General features: G+C 52.2%; 15 protein-coding genes and 14 other annotated features. Of the genes, 5 read left to right on the top strand and 10 right to left on the bottom strand.

What is annotated here, in order from left to right; translation table 11 throughout:
- The gene (gene yejL, locus STM2227) for a putative cytoplasmic protein (protein ID NP_461171.1) occupies positions 1–241 on the bottom strand. Within the gene, positions 1–228 belong to an annotated coding region; the region does not span the whole gene.
- Positions 236–241: a ribosome-binding site (putative RBS for yejL; RegulonDB:STMS1H002365), on the bottom strand. Its footprint overlaps the gene before it by 6 nt.
- Before the next feature lie 152 nt (positions 242–393).
- Positions 394–399 (top strand) — a ribosome-binding site (putative RBS for yejK; RegulonDB:STMS1H002364).
- Between yejL and yejK the strand changes: the two genes are divergently transcribed.
- The gene (gene yejK, locus STM2226; RefSeq protein NP_461170.1) for a nucleotide associated protein occupies positions 394–1,415 on the top strand. Within the gene, positions 408–1,415 belong to an annotated coding region; the region does not span the whole gene. Its footprint overlaps the feature before it by 6 nt.
- A 21-nt stretch (positions 1,416–1,436) precedes the next feature.
- Positions 1,437–1,442, top strand: a ribosome-binding site (putative RBS for STM2225; RegulonDB:STMS1H002363).
- The gene (locus tag STM2225; protein ID NP_461169.1) for a putative inner membrane protein occupies positions 1,437–2,063 on the top strand. Within the gene, positions 1,443–2,063 belong to an annotated coding region; the region does not span the whole gene. (Overlaps the previous feature by 6 nt.)
- Before the next feature lie 108 nt (positions 2,064–2,171).
- On the opposite strand, the gene rplY is transcribed toward STM2225, so the two are convergent.
- Together rplY and yejH are read right to left on the bottom strand one after the other, a co-directional pair.
- Positions 2,172–2,467 (bottom strand): 50S ribosomal subunit protein L25 gene (gene rplY / locus STM2224; RefSeq protein NP_461168.1). Within the gene, positions 2,172–2,456 belong to an annotated coding region; the region does not span the whole gene.
- Positions 2,462–2,467 (bottom strand) — a ribosome-binding site (putative RBS for rplY; RegulonDB:STMS1H002362). It overlaps the preceding gene by 6 nt.
- 113 nt (positions 2,468–2,580) lie before the next feature.
- Positions 2,581–4,341 (bottom strand): putative ATP-dependent helicase, encoded by a 1,761-nt coding sequence (gene yejH, locus STM2223; protein NP_461167.1) that lies wholly within the window; start codon positions 4,339–4,341, stop codon positions 2,581–2,583.
- A gap of 134 nt (positions 4,342–4,475) precedes the next feature.
- Positions 4,476–4,481, top strand: a ribosome-binding site (putative RBS for rsuA; RegulonDB:STMS1H002361).
- Between yejH and rsuA the strand changes: the two genes are divergently transcribed.
- From rsuA to yejG, 3 genes are all read left to right on the top strand, one after another.
- The gene (rsuA, locus tag STM2222; RefSeq protein ID NP_461166.1) for a 16S rRNA pseudouridylate 516 synthase occupies positions 4,476–5,188 on the top strand. Within the gene, positions 4,493–5,188 belong to an annotated coding region; the region does not span the whole gene. It overlaps the preceding feature by 6 nt.
- A 15-nt stretch (positions 5,189–5,203) precedes the next feature.
- Positions 5,204–5,209 (top strand) — a ribosome-binding site (putative RBS for bcr; RegulonDB:STMS1H002360).
- The gene (gene bcr, locus STM2221) for a bicyclomycin resistance protein (protein ID NP_461165.1) occupies positions 5,204–6,406 on the top strand. Within the gene, positions 5,216–6,406 belong to an annotated coding region; the region does not span the whole gene. It overlaps the preceding feature by 6 nt.
- Before the next feature lie 377 nt (positions 6,407–6,783).
- Positions 6,784–6,789 (top strand) — a ribosome-binding site (putative RBS for yejG; RegulonDB:STMS1H002359).
- The gene (gene yejG, locus STM2220) for a putative cytoplasmic protein (protein ID NP_461164.1) occupies positions 6,784–7,141 on the top strand. Within the gene, positions 6,797–7,141 belong to an annotated coding region; the region does not span the whole gene. It overlaps the preceding feature by 6 nt.
- A gap of 3 nt (positions 7,142–7,144) precedes the next feature.
- On the opposite strand, the gene yejF is transcribed toward yejG, so the two are convergent.
- The 7 genes from yejF to yeiU all read right to left on the bottom strand — a co-directional run bounded on the left by yejF (position 7,145) and on the right by yeiU (position 16,372).
- Positions 7,145–8,747, bottom strand: a protein-coding gene (yejF, locus tag STM2219) for a putative ATPase component of ABC-type transport system (protein NP_461163.1). Within the gene, positions 7,145–8,734 belong to an annotated coding region; the region does not span the whole gene.
- Positions 8,736–9,772, bottom strand: a protein-coding gene (yejE, locus tag STM2218) for a putative ABC-type dipeptide/oligopeptide/nickel transport systems, permease component (RefSeq protein NP_461162.1). Within the gene, positions 8,736–9,761 belong to an annotated coding region; the region does not span the whole gene. The genes yejF and yejE overlap by 12 nt, the downstream gene beginning before the upstream one ends.
- Positions 8,742–8,747: a ribosome-binding site (putative RBS for yejF; RegulonDB:STMS1H002358), on the bottom strand. It overlaps the preceding gene by 6 nt.
- Positions 9,761–10,874, bottom strand: a protein-coding gene (yejB, locus tag STM2217) for a putative ABC-type dipeptide/oligopeptide/nickel transport systems, permease component (RefSeq protein ID NP_461161.1). Within the gene, positions 9,761–10,855 belong to an annotated coding region; the region does not span the whole gene. Before yejB ends, yejE begins: the two co-directional genes overlap by 12 nt.
- Positions 9,767–9,772 (bottom strand) — a ribosome-binding site (putative RBS for yejE; RegulonDB:STMS1H002357). It overlaps the preceding gene by 6 nt.
- Positions 10,865–12,687 (bottom strand): putative ABC transporter periplasmic binding protein gene (yejA, locus tag STM2216; protein ID NP_461160.1). Within the gene, positions 10,865–12,670 belong to an annotated coding region; the region does not span the whole gene. The genes yejB and yejA overlap by 10 nt, the downstream gene beginning before the upstream one ends.
- Positions 10,869–10,874, bottom strand: a ribosome-binding site (putative RBS for yejB; RegulonDB:STMS1H002356). Its footprint overlaps the gene before it by 6 nt.
- Positions 12,682–12,687: a ribosome-binding site (putative RBS for yejA; RegulonDB:STMS1H002355), on the bottom strand. (Lies within the gene yejA.)
- An 89-nt stretch (positions 12,688–12,776) precedes the next feature.
- Positions 12,777–14,341 (bottom strand): putative membrane protein involved in resistance to lambda and N4 phages gene (gene rtn / locus STM2215; protein ID NP_461159.1). Within the gene, positions 12,777–14,333 belong to an annotated coding region; the region does not span the whole gene.
- Positions 14,336–14,341, bottom strand: a ribosome-binding site (putative RBS for rtn; RegulonDB:STMS1H002354). It overlaps the preceding gene by 6 nt.
- Positions 14,342–14,658: 317 nt before the next feature.
- The gene (spr, locus tag STM2214) for a putative lipoprotein (RefSeq protein NP_461158.1) occupies positions 14,659–15,248 on the bottom strand. Within the gene, positions 14,659–15,231 belong to an annotated coding region; the region does not span the whole gene.
- Positions 15,243–15,248 (bottom strand) — a ribosome-binding site (putative RBS for spr; RegulonDB:STMS1H002353). It overlaps the preceding gene by 6 nt.
- A gap of 396 nt (positions 15,249–15,644) precedes the next feature.
- The gene (gene yeiU / locus STM2213) for a putative permease (protein ID NP_461157.1) occupies positions 15,645–16,372 on the bottom strand. Within the gene, positions 15,645–16,364 belong to an annotated coding region; the region does not span the whole gene.
- Positions 16,367–16,372: a ribosome-binding site (putative RBS for yeiU; RegulonDB:STMS1H002352), on the bottom strand. Its footprint overlaps the gene before it by 6 nt.
- Positions 16,373–16,380: the final 8 nt, after the last annotated feature.

Here is a 16,380-nt window from a genome sequence, read left to right as displayed (position 1 = left end):
TTAGTGCGCGTTGTCTTCGCTAATCGAAGACTGCAAGGCGCGGGCAAAAGAGTTCGCAATCGCCTGGCGTTGAGCCGGCGCAACGCTGGTGTTGATAAGGTTGGTGACCATATTTCCCAGCACCATCAGGGAAAGATCGGTCGGCGCCTTATGTTTTTCCAGTACACTGAGCAGTTCGCTCAGCAGTTGTTCAACATGTTCATCACTATAGCGGGAGAGTTGTGGCATAAATCAAAATCTGTTTGTTCATGAAAGGGCAACATATTACCGTAGCAACAGTTTTTTTTCTGCATTTTTATCCCCTAAATCATTCGCGTTACGGATAACGCCTGAAATGACAGGGCGATTGCTTGCGTCTTCCGGCAGGCGGTGGTTGAATACCGCCCGGTCTTAAAGGAGAGTTTATCATGAGTCTGGATATCAACCAGATTGCCCTGCACCAGCTTATCAAGCGCGATGAGCAAAATCTTGAGCTGGTCTTGCGCGATTCATTGCTGGAGCCGACAACCACCGTTGTCGAGATGGTGGCTGAACTGCATCGGGTCTATAGCGCCAAGAATAAGGCGTATGGCCTGTTTAATGAAGAGAGTGAACTGGCGCAAGCGCTGCGGTTGCAACGTCAGGGGGAAGAAGATTTTCTTGCCTTTAGCCGGGCGGCGACCGGACGCCTGCGTGACGAACTGGCGAAATATCCCTTTGCGGACGGCGGCATTGTATTGTTCTGCCATTATCGTTACCTGGCGGTGGAGTATCTGCTGGTTACGGTACTGAACAACCTGAGTAGTATGCGGGTCAATGAAAATCTGGACATTAACCCGACGCATTATCTTGATATCAACCATGCGGATATCGTGGCGCGTATCGATCTTACCGAGTGGGAAACTAATCCGCAATCGACCCGCTATCTGACGTTTCTCAAAGGTCGGGTAGGGCGCAAGGTCGCTGACTTCTTTATGGATTTCCTCGGCGCCAGCGAAGGGTTGAACGCCAAAGCGCAGAATCGCGGCCTGTTGCAGGCAGTGGATGATTTCACCGCAGAAGCGCAGTTGGATAAAGCGGAACGTCAGAACGTGCGCCAGCAGGTGTACAGCTACTGCAATGAGCAATTACAAGCCGGGGAAGAAATTGAGCTGGAATCGCTGTCTAAAGAGCTTTCCGGCGTCAGTGAAGTCAGCTTCAGCGAATTTACCGCCGAAAAAGGCTATGAGCTGGAAGAGAGCTTCCCGGCAGATCGCAGTACGCTACGCCAGTTAACCAAATATGCCGGCAGCGGCGGCGGGTTAACGATTAACTTTGATGCGATGCTACTGGGCGAGCGGATTTTCTGGGACCCGGCGACCGATACCCTGACTATCAAAGGGACGCCGCCGAATTTGCGCGATCAGTTGCAGCGACGCACGTCGGGCGGGAAATAAAGGCATACGACATAAAAGGACGCCGTAGTGAGTAAAGGAATACGTCAGAGGCCGCCTGTTAATTTCAGTTTATTTCGGCAGGTTTTGTATGCGCACATTGTCGCATTTTTGATGATGTTGATGCTCGGCATGGTGTTCACCGTTCTCTCGTTGGTACTGTTTTATACTTATGGCACCAACTGGTTACTGAGCTTGTTCATATGCCCGCTGTTCTTGTTAAGTGGTTTATTCATTACTGGATTTGCTTTTAAATCAACCTGGTCCAGCATACGTTACTATTACGACAAGGGGCAGTTGAAACGGTATGGACTCAATCTTGATGCAACTTTGACGCATAAAGAGAAGGTGGAAATACGCATCGATAATGCAAAGCGTCAAGTGCGTGTAGATGAACTGGAACTCCATGTCTTATTTGATTTTCAGTTTGATAGCAAGACATGGAGCTGCGGCGACTTACTGACCAATGAAAAGGTATTTGATGCGTTGAATGATGGGCAAACGATACCAATACGAATTTTGCCATGGAAACCGGAAAGTGCCAGCGTTCGTCAACGGGCATTATTCAATCGGCTTAAAGGTATGAATACCGCGGCGGAAACTACAGATCCTCGATTAGGGGAGGCGCTAATTGAATGTGGCGAGGTGTAAGAAAGCAGAAAAGCAAAGTGGGTTCTCGTTGCTCTGCATGTCGTCAAATTCAATTAAACGCATAAAAAAACCCCGCCGGGGCGGGGTTTTTCTTCAACTTCCAGGCGATTACGCGCGAACGAAGTCGATGTGAGTCAGCTTCGGTTTGTAAGCGTGACGCTGTACAGCCTGAGCTTTAACTTTTACTTCTTTACCGTCAACAACGAGGGTCAGAACTTCGCTGTAGAATTCAGCTTTAGCTTGCATGTTCATCACCTGGTCGTGGTCCAGTTCGATAGCAATCGGGGCTTCAGAACCGCCGTAGATGATTGCCGGGAACTTGTTAGCGGCGCGCAGGCGGCGGCTCGCACCCTTACCCTGCTCTTTACGTACTTCTGCGTTGATAGTAAACATTTAAATCTCTCTTTAATAATTCCTGCTACAGGCGACCCAGCAACAGGTAAGTGATCTGCTTTGCGTATGCAAAGGCGGGCGGGATTCTATACTCAAATCGCCGTTACATCAATGAAAAGTACAATTAACCACGTAATTCGTGCGCCCGGCGGAAGCGGCCTTCATAGTCGAACACTTTTTCACGCACCTGCCAGTACTGGCCTTTCATCCGCGCGACCACAAAATCGGGATGCCGCAACAGCGCCTGCTGCGCGACAATATCCGCCGCCGTGATCCAGCGTAAAGGAACGCCGGGCGTGCGCGTATGCGGGCGAATAAATAGCTGTTCGAAAGCGGTACGCTGGGCGGGCGTGTGCAAGCGGAAGCGCTCACTGACATCCGCGCCGTCCTCGTCATAGTAAGTGATTTTCAGCCATTCGCCTTTCTCATCCTGCCCATGCTGCATCGTCATTCCGCTACAGCGCAGGACTAACGCATCCTTGAGCCTGAGCGCCGCTTTTAACATATCGTCCGGGTCGACCAGAATGGCGTCACATTCCCGGCAGCGTCGGGCGGCAATATCGTTTTCGGCATTACACTGCGGGCAGTTTTTGAAGCGAAAGCGAAAATCGCACTGCTCGCGATGGCCGTCGTCATCCTCAAACCAGCCCTGGCAGCGACGGCCAAAGTGTTCAATCAGCGTGCCGTCGGCAGTGGTTTTCCCCCAGAAGGTGTTGGCAAAGCCGCAGGCCGGGCAAAATACCTGGACAGGGACGTTATCGCTTTTTCCCTTCGGGCTACCGACCTCCGGGGCATACAGGTCGTGCGGGTTGCCTGCGTAATCAAGAATCAGGCAATCGGTCTTTCCCGGCGCAAGGCGCAGACCACGCCCGACAATTTGTTGGTAAAGACTAACTGACTCCGTGGGACGTAGAATCGCGATGAGATCAACGTGTGGGGCGTCAAAGCCGGTGGTCAGTACCGAGACGTTAACCAGATAGCGAAAACGCTGCGCCTTGAAATTATCAATCAGCGCGTCGCGCTCGGGCCCTGGCGTATCGCCGGTAATCAGCGCCGCGTCGTCCGCCGGAAGCAGACCGACAATCTCTTTCGCATGTTCGACCGTGGCGGCGAAAATCATCACGCCTTTGCGCGTTTGCGCAAATTCCATAATCTGGCTGATGATGTGCGGCGTAATCCGCTGCTGCTTTTTCAGCTCGCGGTTCAGGTCGGCTTCGCTGAACAGCCCATTGCTTTGGGCCTGCAGGCGGCTGAAATCGTATTGGACCACTGGCATATCAAGCCGCTCAGGCGGCGTCAGATAGCCGTGTTTAATCATATAGCGCAGCGGCAGTTCATAAATACAGTCGCGAAACAGAGCGTTGTCGTTGCCGCGCACCATACCGTGATAATGAAATTGATAAATCCAGCCTTTTCCGAGGCGAAAAGGCGTGGCGGTGAGTCCAAGCAGACGTAAGTGAGGATTAACTTTACTCAGGTGAGTGAGGATTTGCTGATACTGACTGTCTTCATCGTCACCGATGCGGTGGCATTCATCGACAATCAACAGCGAAAACTCCTCCTGGAAGGCGTCAAGATTACGCGCCACCGACTGTACGCTGCCGAACACGACTTTGCCCTGACTCTCTTTACGTTTGAGTCCGGCGGCGAAAATATCCGCTTCCAGCCCCAGCGCGCAATATTTGGCGTGGTTCTGCGCGACCAGCTCTTTCACATGCGCCAGCACCAGTACCCGTCCGCGGGCGACGCGCGCCAGTTCGGCGATCACCAGGCTTTTACCTGCGCCGGTCGGCAGAACAATCACGGCGGGCGTACGGTGGCGGCGAAAGTGGCTGAGCGTGGCGTCTACGGCTTCTTGCTGGTAGGGGCGGAGTGTAAAAATCATGGTCTCACTACGTTAAACGGTTCCGGGAATAGTATGCCATGAATCATTTCCCTTGAGGGATATAGTTAGCCCGCTATACTGAGCGGATAGCAATTCCCTTTTTTCGGGTAGAATGCCCGATTTCCGTATTATTACAGGCTAAATCACACACATGCGACTTGATAAATTTATCGCTCAGCAGCTTGGCGTCAGCCGCGCTATTGCCGGGCGTGAAATTCGTGGTAACCGCGTTACCGTCGATGGCGACATCATTAAAAATGCGGCCTTCAAACTGCTCCCAGAACATGCGGTTGCGTATGACGGCAATCCCTTAGCGCAGCAACACGGGCCACGCTATTTTATGCTTAACAAGCCGCAGGGATACGTTTGTTCAACCGATGATCCCGATCATCCAACGGTGCTGTATTTCCTGGATGAGCCGGTGGCGTATAAGCTGCATGCCGCAGGACGTCTGGATATCGATACTACCGGTCTGGTGTTAATGACAGATGACGGTCAGTGGTCGCACCGCATTACGTCGCCGCGCCATCACTGTGAAAAAACCTATCTGGTGACCCTGGAGTCGCCGGTGGCCGACGATACGGCAGCGCAATTTGCGAAAGGCGTGCAGTTGCATAATGAAAAAGATCTCACTAAACCCGCTACGCTGGAGGTGATAACACCTGTGCAGGTCCGTCTGACCATCAGCGAAGGCCGTTATCATCAGGTGAAGCGGATGTTTGCCGCAGTAGGCAATCGCGTTGTGGAACTGCACCGCGAACGGATTGGCGCCATTACGCTGGATGAGAATCTGGCTCCCGGCGAGTACCGCCCGTTGACTGAAGAAGAAATCGCCAGCGTCGGCTAACTATCTCGTTAAATTCAGGAGTTCGATGTGACCACCCGGCAGCACTCTTCCTTTGCCATTGTCTTTATTCTTGGCCTGTTGGCCATGTTAATGCCGCTGTCAATTGATATGTATCTTCCAGCGCTGCCGGTGATTTCTGCGCAATTCGGCGTGCCTGCCGGTAGCGCGCAGATGACGCTCAGCACCTATATTTTGGGGTTTGCGCTGGGTCAGCTTATCTATGGACCGATGGCGGATAGCCTCGGGCGTAAGCCGGTCATCCTGGGCGGGACGCTGGTATTTGCCGCTGCGGCGGTCGCCTGTGCGTTGGCGCAGACTATCGATCAACTGATCGTGATGCGTTTCTTTCACGGTTTGGCGGCCGCGGCGGCAAGCGTCGTCATCAATGCGCTGATGCGGGATATTTATCCAAAGGAAGAGTTTTCGCGCATGATGTCATTTGTCATGCTGGTCACTACGATAGCGCCGTTAATGGCGCCCATTGTCGGCGGCTGGGTGTTGGTATGGTTAAGCTGGCACTATATCTTCTGGATACTGGCCATTGCGGCGATTCTGGCGTCAGTCATGATCTTTGCTCTGATTAAAGAGACGCTGCCCGTTGAGCGGCGTCAGCCTTTTCATATTCGTACCACAATAGGTAACTTTGCCGCGTTGTTTCGCCACAAACGCGTACTGAGCTATATGCTGGCGAGCGGGTTTAGTTTTGCCGGTATGTTCTCTTTTTTGAGCGCGGGGCCGTTTGTTTATATCGAAATTAATCATGTTCCGCCGCAGGATTTCGGCTACTACTTCGCGTTGAACATCGTATTTCTGTTTGTGATGACGATTATCAACAGCCGTTTTGTCAGACGGGTAGGGGCGCTAAACATGTTTCGGGCCGGGCTATGGATTCAGTTTGCGATGGCGGTGTGGATGGTTTTCAGCGCGCTGATGGGCATTGGATTCTGGGCGCTGGTGGTTGGCGTTGCGGCGTTTGTCGGCTGTGTGTCGATGGTTTCGTCCAATGCGATGGCGGTCATTTTGGATGAGTTTCCGCATATGGCCGGAACGGCGTCTTCGTTGGCGGGCACTTTCCGCTTTGGTATTGGCGCTATCGTCGGCGCGTTGCTGTCGCTGGCTACCTTTAACAGTGCGTGGCCGATGATCTGGTCGATTGCGCTTTGCGCCGCCTGTTCCATTCTGTTTTATCTCTACGCCAGCCGTCCCAAAAAACGGTGACGGGCGCGCTGTCCCTCAATGGCGCCGAAGAATGCGCAGGCGGCGTTGGGGGATGCTATCCGCTACACGATGGCAAAGCCAAACGGCTTTCATAGTTGATGTATATCAATTACCAATTCATCATTTTCCTCCTTTATGTTTATTTTATGTAAAATCCATTTATGTAAAAAGTCACATCATTGTAGTTAAAAAGGTTGAGTTAGATCGCAGAAACGGGTACATATAGCCCGCCGCTATCTCCGTGTCGGTAAAACTATTTTAACTCCCGCTTGCTGTAGAGCCACTGACGGAGAGAAGGGCGTTAGCAATCTGTTTAAGGACGGGTTGTCAATGATGTGTTAATATAAATGTAAGTAAATTGTGAAGTAATTGTGCTTCCGGGGAAAGAAAGTGAATACATTACAGCTCTCAATTGTTCACCGTCTGCCGCAAAACTATCGCTGGTCGGCGGGTTTTGCGGGGTCAAAGGTTGAACCGATTCCGCAAAACGGGCAGAGCACCGAGAATAGTCTGGTGGCGCTTAAACTGTTGAGTCCGGCAGGCGATAGCGCGTGGTCAGTGATGCATAAGCTCAGCCAGGCGCTAAGCGATATTGAAGTTCCTTGCTCCGTGCTGGAGTGCGAAGGGGAGCCGTGCCTGTTCGTTAATCGTCAGGATGAGTTTGCCGCCACCTGTCGGCTGAAAAATTTCGGCGTGGCGATAGCGGAACCTTTTTCTAACAATAATCCTTTTTAGGCGTCAGCTTAACGCGAGTAGCTGACGCGTATAGGCCTGTTGCGGTGCGGTAAACACGCGCTCGCATTGCCCCTGTTCAACCACCTCCCCCTGCCGCAGCACAATAACCTGATGGCACAGCGCGCGTACTACATGCAGATCGTGGCTAATGAAGATATAGGCCAGACGGTGCTTTTGCTGGAGCGATTTCAGGAGGGCAAGAATCTGCGCCTGAACGGTTTTATCCAGCGATGAGGTCGGTTCATCCAGAATAATAAGCGACGGTTTTAAAATCAGTGCCCTGGCGACGGCGATACGTTGACGCTGGCCGCCGGAAAACTCAGCGGGGTAACGATGCCGCGTTTCCGGGTCCAGGCCGACTTCCATCATGACCGCTTTCACCTGCTGTTCGCGCTGCGCGCCTGAAAGCGTAGGCTGGTGGACGCGCAGGCCTTCTTCGATAATTTGCAATACGTTTAAACGCGGGTTTAGCGATGAGTTCGGGTCCTGGAATACGACCTGGATACGGTGGCGAACAGGTAAAAGCTGGCGGCGGTTTAACGTATCCAGCGATTGACCGTCAAACACGATGCGGCCTTCGGAGCGGATAAGCCGTAACAGCGCCAGACCGGTGGTGCTTTTTCCCGATCCTGACTCGCCGACCAGACCCAGCGTTTCGCCTGGATGCAGGGTGAAACTGATATTGTTAACCACCACATTATGATCCACGACGCGCTTCAGAATGCCTTTGCGGATTGGGAAGGCGACGCGCAGCTTGTCCACTTCCAGCAACGGCGCCTGCCCGGCGGGGAGCGGAACCGGATCGCCAGTGGGTTCGCTGTTGAGTAGTTTTTGCGTGTACGGATGGGTCGGCGCGGAGAGCAGCGTGTCGGCGCGTTGGTTCTCTACGCACTTGCCGTGTTGCATTACCGCCACTGAATCCGCCAGTTTTTTTACAATGCTGAGGTTATGGGTGATAAACAGCAATCCCATATTGAGCTCGCGCTGGAGTTCCCGCAGTAGAGATAAGATCTGCGCCTGTACGGAGACGTCGAGGGCGGTGGTCGGCTCATCGGCGATCAGTAATTCCGGCCGTGTTAACAGCGCCATGGCTATCATGACGCGCTGGCGTTCGCCGCCGGAAAGCTGATGCGGATAATCGCGCAGACGCTGGCTCGCCTGGCGGATACCGACCCGATCCAGACAACCGATCATCTCCGCCCTTGCCGCCTCCCGACTCATTCCCCGATGGAGCGACAGCACTTCATAGAGCTGTTTTTCCAGCGTATGCAGTGGGTTAAGTGAAACCATCGGTTCCTGAAAAATCATGGCGATTTTATTGCCGCGCACGCCGCGTAACGTCTGCTCGCTGGCATGAAGCAATGATTCGCCGTGAAAGCGAATATCGCCGGAGAGGTAGACGGCGGGAGGGGTAGGCAAAAGACGCAGAATGGAAAGCGCCGTCACGCTTTTCCCTGACCCTGACTCGCCGACCAGCGCCAGCGTTTCCCCGGCGTTCACCTGTAACGAAATGGCGTTAACGACAGGGCGCACGTGCTGTTGCTGACGGAAACCTACCGATAAATTTTCAATCGCAAGCAATGGAGATGTCATCTTATACCGCCTTAGCAGGATCAAAGGCGTCGCGTACCGCTTCGCCGATAAAAATCAGCAGCGATAGCAGAATGGCGACAGACAGAAAGGCGGCGATCCCCAGCCAGGGAGCCTGTAAGTTGTTTTTCCCCTGTAAAAGAAGTTCGCCGAGAGAAGGGGAGCCAAGCGGCAGACCGAATCCCAGAAAATCCAGCGACGTCAGGGTGGTGATGGAGCTACATAAAATGAACGGTAAAAATGTCAGGGTAGCGACCATCGCATTAGGCAACATATGGCGCAGGATAATGTCACGATCGCTGACGCCAAGCGCCTGCGCGGCGCGGATATAGTCAAAATTGCGGGTCCGTAAAAACTCGGCGCGCACCACGCCCACCAGACTCATCCAGCCAAACAGCACGGTTATGGCCAGCAGCCACCAGAAGTTAGGCTGCACTACGCTGGAAAGTAAAATAATCAGAAACAGGGTCGGCATCCCCGACCAGACTTCGATGAGACGTTGTCCCCATAAATCGACTTTGCCGCCATAATAGCCCTGTAGCGCGCCCGCCAGTACGCCCATGACGCTGGAGCAAATCGTTAACATCAGGCCGAATAAAATAGAAATGCGGGTGCCGTACAGGATGCGGGCGAAAACGTCGCCGCCATTCGCATCGGTGCCCAGCCAGTTTTTCGCCGAAGGCGGGGAGGGGAAAGGCTGCGTGGTGGCAAAATTAATGGTATTGGCACTAAAGCGTACGGGGGCCCACAACACCCAGCCCCGATTCTCAAGCTGCCGTTGTAGCCAGGGGTCCTGATAATCCGCCGTTGTCGCCAGCGGGCCGCCGAAATCGCGCTCGCTGTAATTTTTTACCAGCGGAAAATACCACTGGCCTTCATAGCGCACCAGCAATGGCTTATCGTTAGCAATCAGTTCCGCGCATAAGCTCAGGCTGAACACGACCAGGAAAATCCATAGTGACCAGTAGCCCCGGCGATTATGGCGGAAACGCGCCCAGCGGGCCTGATTGACCGGGCTTAATCGCGGCATTATCGTCCCTCAAAATCAATGCGTGGATCGACCAGCGTATAGCTGATATCGCTCAGGATATTCAGTAATAAGCCAATCAGGGTAAAGATATAAAGCGTACCGAACATCACCGGATAGTCGCGCGAAACGGTTGCTTCATAACCCAGCAGCCCCAGGCCGTTGAGCGAGAACATGACTTCAATTAGCAGCGAGCCGGTGAAAAACATACTGATAAAAGTGGCGGGAAACCCGGCGATCACCAGCAGCATGGCGTTACGAAAAACATGTTTCCAGAGAATGTTTTTTTCACTCACGCCTTTAGCGCGAGCGGTAACGACATACTGTTTACGCACCTCGTCGAGAAACGAATTTTTCGTCAGCATCGTCAGGGCGGCAAAACCGCCGATGACGGTCGCCAACACCGGCAGCGTAATATGCCACAAATAATCGGTGATTTTCTGGTACCACGGTAATGTGTCAAAGTTGGCTGAGACCAGGCCACGTAGCGGAAAGATATCGTAGTAGCTGCCGCCGGCAAAAAAGACGATTAATAAAATAGCGAACAGAAAGGCGGGGATCGCATAACCAATAATGATAAACGCGCTGCTCCACACATCAAAGCGACTGCCGTTATGGACGGCTTTGCGAATCCCCAGCGGGATAGACACCAGATAAATAATCAGCGTGCTCCATAATCCCAGGGTAATGGAGACGGGAAGGCTATCTTTGATCAGCGTTAGTACGGATGCGCTGCGAAACAGACTGTCGCCGAAGTCAAAAGAGAGATAGTCCCGTAGCATCTTGAAATAACGCTCATGCAGCGGTTTGTCGAAGCCGTAGCGATGGGTGATCTCCGCGATCACCTCCGGATCGAGTCCCCGGCCGCCGCGATAATGGCTGTCGCTGATATTGCCGACGCCGGTTTGCGCATGACTGGCGCGAACGCCTTCGCCGCTGGCGCCGGGCAACGCGCCGCCCTGGCCAAATTCAATCGCGGCAATCGCCTGATCGACAGGGCCGCCGGGAGCGATCTGCACGATAAAAAAGTTAATGGTAATAATGGCCCATAGCGTGGGGATCACCAGTAACAGACGGCGGATAAGATAGGCGCCCATTGATTCTTACTACCTCCTGGCTGCCGGTAGTTTGGCGGCTTTGTTGACATCATACCACCAGGTATCTAACCCGATGGTATATACCGGGCGAATCGCCGGATGGGAGAATTTATCCCACCGGGCGAGCCTGTCTTGCGCCATATACCACATCGGCAGCATGTAATAGTTCCAGGTCAGCACGCGATCCAGCGCCCGTCCCAGCGGCACCAGTTTCGCTTTATCACCCTGCGCTGCGATAATTTGCGCGATCAGTTTATCCACCACCGGGCTTTGTACGCCGGGAGCGTTATAACTGGAGTCAATGTATTCCGACGCCCATGAGATTTGTAGATCGGAGCTGGGCCAGGGCATCGCCCGCCATAGCCTCGGCATCATGTCATAGTCGCGGCTACGCATCCGGTTGGTGAGTTGAGAATTATCAACCTGACGGATAGTCATCGTAATGCCCAGACGCTGAAGATTATGCTGGAAGGGCAGAACCCACTGGCTATTACTGCTGGCAGGAAGGAGAAGTTCAAACGTCAGGGGCTTACCGGTGACGCTATTGACCCGTTGCTGTCCGTTGATCACCCATCCGGCCTGCGTCAACAAGGCGTCAGCTTTAAGAAGATTTTCGCGATCGTAGCCGTCGCCGTTAGAGACCGGCGGCTGATAGATCTGAGTGAAGACTTCAGGAGGAAGATCTTTTTTCATCGGCGCGAGTAATACCAGTTCATCGGCGTCAGGGTAATTTCTGGCGGCGTACTCGGTATTCTGGAAGTAACTGTTGGTTCGGCTCCAGGCATTATAGAACAGCGCTTTATTCATCCACTCAAAATCGAAGGCCAGGGTGACAGCTTCACGTACCCGCCGGTCTTTAAATACCGGGCGCTGAATATTAAAGGCCAGCCAGCGTGTGTCCTGCGCCGACTCGTTTTTCTGTTCTTCTTTAATGATGTAATGATTATCGAAATTTTTACCGATATAGCGCGTTGCCCAGTTTTTAGCGTCGTTTTCCAGCCGTAGATCAAATGCGCCCGCTTTAAACGCCTCGAAAGCGACATTGTCATCAAGGTAGTAATCGTAGCGGATAGTGTCGAGGTTAAAACGTCCACGATTGACCGGCAGATTAGCCGCCCAGTAGTTTTTGACGCGTGAATAGACAATGTACTGGCCCATTTTCCACTGAGTAATCCGGTATGGCCCGCTGGCTAAGGGCGGCGTTGAAAGCGGATCGCTGAGCTTGTGATTTTTCCAGAATTTTTCGGGCATGATCGGTAATGAAAACAGACTAAGCATGTCTTCTTTACCAGGCTTCGCCAGCTCAATTCGCACGGTTAAAGGCGCAATCGCCTTCACGGTAGTACCTTTATAGACCAGACGGAACTGCGGTACGCCTTCGGTCATAAACTTATGAAAGGTAAAGGCCACATCGCGGGCGGTAATGGGCGTGCCATCGTGAAAACGAGCGCGGGGATTAATCGAGATTTCCACCCAGGAATAGTCGGCGGCATAGCGGGCATGGTCGGCAATCAGCGGGTAATAGCTTCCGGGTTCATCATCCGAGGTGGTAAAAAGCGTATCGTAAAGGGCTTCGGTACGTACGCCGGGATTGCCGCGCAGCGAATAGCGATTGAAATTATCGAACGTACCAATGGCGGAAAGCGTCATCTGACCGCCTTTCGGCGCAGCAGGATTCACATAATCAAAGTGCTCAAAGTTAAAAGCATACTTAGGTTCGCCGAGTACGGCGAAAGCGTAGCTTTCTTTGATTTCCTGGGCCTGGGCGCCAGCGCTAACCAGTGCGACAAGCAGAAGCATTACGCGCGCAATCATCTGAAGGCGGTTTCCTTATCGTATTGCCCGCTGCAAACCGGCAGGCGTTTCGCTGAATAATAAGTGACGTTGCGTCTGATGTGAATCCGTTAAAACCGTAAGGGGGCTACCATTCAGGCACAGAAGGCGCCGACATCCACAGCACGAAATCTTTTAGGGGTAAAGGACGACTAATCCAGTACCCCTGCAAGTAATTAACACCGTGATCGCGTAGCCAACGGGCCTGCTCCGGCGTTTCAACGCCCTCGGCCACCGTCAGCATATTCAGGCGTCTGGAGAGCGTCAGCACGGTATCCAGAACCGGAGACGTGACGGTTTCCGTGCCGATCGCCTGGATAAAGCCGCGATCGATTTTCAGATAATCTAAAGTAAATCGCTCCAGATAAATCAGGGCGCTATGGCCTGTACCGAAATCATCTATAGCGATTTCAAACCCGGCGGAATGCAGCCATTCGAACAGTTTGGCCGCTTCATACTGCTGGAGCATATCGCGTTCAGTGATTTCCAGCACGATATGAAAATGGTGCGCGGGCAGGGCGTCCCTGAGCCGGTGCATATCCTCTTTAAAACTGTCGCTGTGCAGATGTTCCGGCGCGATGTTAATGCCAAATTTGGCACCGACGGGCATCACCTTCTGTAGCGTGGGTGCGTCGCGGGCGATCAGCTCGAACAGATGCTGCGTTAACGGTACGATAAGTTGCTGCGCTTCGGCATAGTGGATAAAGGCATCCGGCGGAATCTCGCCTGCCGTAGGGTGACGCCAGCGCAGTAAGACTTCAAGCCCGGTGACGCTCAGCGTACGAGTATCGACGACGGGCTGATAAACCACATAAAACTGCTCGTGTTTGATCGCCGTTAAAATCTCTTTGCCCGGTCGCGTCCGGAGGGCATAGATAAAGTAACAGATAAACCCTGCTACGATGCCGCTAATGCAGCCCAGCATCAACGCATACCACAAGTCATTGTAGGTCCAGCTATCGGCATAAAGCCGTATTTTAAGCGGCAGGCCGTTGATAGTTGCCAGTCGTGATGGCGTGCCCGGCAGCTCCGCGACGGTCAGTAGACGCGAAGAAAAGGTCGACAGAGCGGTATTGCCGACAATCAGCGCGATGCCGTTAAAATCATCCTGGCGCGTGGTATAGAGTAAGTAGGGCGTCAGGTTAATATTCAGCGATGTGAATACGCCGCTGTCATTTAATAATGGGTTTCGATACCAAATCACCATTGTCGGTTTGTTGGGCATCATTGGCGTGCCGGGCAGAATCGCCATAGCAACGTCTTTGCGGATATCTATATCCGGTACCAGTTGCTGAAGCGGCATATTCATGGCGCCAGTGGCGGAAGAGCAGAACACTTTTTTATCTTTAATCAATAAGAAGGCGCGGACATTAAGGCTAAAAGCGGCTCTTGAGGTGAGTTCTGCGCCAACCTGCTGACAGGTGTTGATCGTCAACGGTTGAAGAATATCGGTGGTGGCTTTCAGGTCGGCGAAATAGCTGGCCAGGTAATGTTGTACATCAGAAAGGAGCGTATTGTATTTAACATCCCGTTTATGCCACGACAGGAAAAATTGCAGGCTACCAATAAGTAATGCTGCCGCTATCCCCGTAATGATACAGGTAAGCAGGATTTTCCGACCGGAAGAGGAGTCGCGTGTTAGCATAATTCCTGGTGTGACCTGAAAAGGCGGATGCCGGTTAAACTGGTTGATTTATAAGACTATAGCCTGGATTACCCCGGATAGTCATGCTTTTCTGTGATGCGCAGGAAAGCGTATTGTCGCAGTAGCCGTTGGGGGAAACGACCTGAATGCCTGATGGCGCTATGTTTATCAGGCCTACGTTCGTGTGTTGTAGGCTGGATAAGACGCCACACGTCGCCATTCGGCAAAACGGGTTCAGAAGGGATAATAAGCAAAAGCACTGCTGAAGCAGTGCTTTTTATGTCGTCTCATCAGGTAAGCCAAGGGAGGTGCTGCCTGATGAAGATTAACTGCGGCTCAGAACTCGACGCGCTTCATTGTAGCGTTTTTTCCAGTACGGTTCGTTCATACTGGAGATAATGACGCCGCTACTGGTAGACGCATGGACAAACTGGTTATTGCCGATATAAATACCGACATGGCGACCAGTGGAGCCGGCGCGGAACAGAACCAGATCGCCCGTACGCAGGTTATTGCGTGAAACCGCTTTGCCCATTTCCTGCTGTTCATAGGTTGAACGCGGAAGCTCTAAACCAAACTGTTCACGGAAGGTGCGCTGTACAAAGCTGGAACAGTCGACGCCTTTCTTAGTGCTGCCGCCCAGGCGGTAACGCACGCCTTTCCAGTCAGCATACTGATCCATAATCCGCGACTTAACGTCGAGGTTACGCACCATATTTTCAAATTCATCCTGAGAGGCTTGCAGTGAAGAGCTATCGCTATTGCCCACAGCATGCGTCTCAGAATGCATATTCTTTGCGGTATTGGTGGTTGTGCTACAAGCAGAAAGCAGAACCGCAACTGCAATCGCAGGAATCCCGCGCAAAATATATCTCAAAATCGGTTGAGATTTGACCATGTTGTTTGTTTTCCCTTGAAGTCCTTAACGATAAATATCGTTATAAAAATGCCAAACGTGATGAGACTAATTACCTGCACAGCTTGAGACAATTCTTTGTGCACAAATCTGTGGCGGAACGCACAAATTTATTCGCAATGAGAATAATTATCTGGCGAGGCAAAACGAGTTTGAGATTACCCGATTGTTGCTGTCATTGCGAGCGATTTCGCGTGATTTTTTATAAGAATTTATGATACAAAAAGTGAACTATCAGCACGGGTCAAATTAAGCGCAAATCGTTTAAAAATCGGGCAAACTGTTCATTTTGCAGAGGAATAATATGACCGAAAAATGATGGGCTGGGGGAATATCATCATAAATTACCTTCAACGATGTAAAACTATCGCTGAAGGTAATGTTAATTACATAGGTTATTTGTTTAAAATTTGTTTATTTCCGCCCGGGAGATAATTCTCAAAAAGCGCTATCGCCCGGTCGCTGAGCGGGGTCATCAGCCACCAGGGGAGGCCAATCAAAATAACCGTGAGCGACCCGACCACAATATCGGTGAACCAGTGAGCGCCAATCATAACGCGCGGAAACGCGAAAACCACAAATATAATAAGGGCGATAATCCCCGCAGTTTTGCCGAAATAACGCAGCATAAAGGCGGAAAATATCAGCAGCATCATACCGTGATCGCCTGGGAAACTGTCTTTTGACGCGTCTTTTGTCGGGATGTGCAGCAACTCGCTGACGCGATAAATATGCTCAAAAGAGAGCGTTGGGCTGGCGCGCTTGACGGGGATCAGCGCCTGACCGAGTTGGTTAAGCACCACCGCTGTTAGTAGCATGACCAATCCGATTATCACAATGCGCCGCCGGCCCGATGCGTTTTCTTTTAGCCAGAAACTGAGCATCAGTCCGCCCATCGCCAGCAGCGAACAGCCGTCAAACGCCCGATTATTGGTAATAGCGACCCACCAGAGGAACGCGTGGCTTTCCACCAGTTTCTGGTTAAAGAAGTGGAATATGCCGGAATCAATGGTGAACCAGAAGCCGTGATTGACGGGAAGATACCATGACAAAAACAGCGCCAGACCGGCGGCATTAAGCAGAATTATCAAGGAATAGCGGGTTTTCATCGTCATTTCGCCATAGTTTTTA

Origin of the sequence: Salmonella enterica subsp. enterica serovar Typhimurium str. LT2, from assembly GCF_000006945.2 — a bacterium.
GTDB classification, from domain to species: domain Bacteria; phylum Pseudomonadota; class Gammaproteobacteria; order Enterobacterales; family Enterobacteriaceae; genus Salmonella; species Salmonella enterica.
Note: the sequence above shows the minus strand (reverse complement) of the source record. Positions and strands in the feature narration are given on the sequence as shown.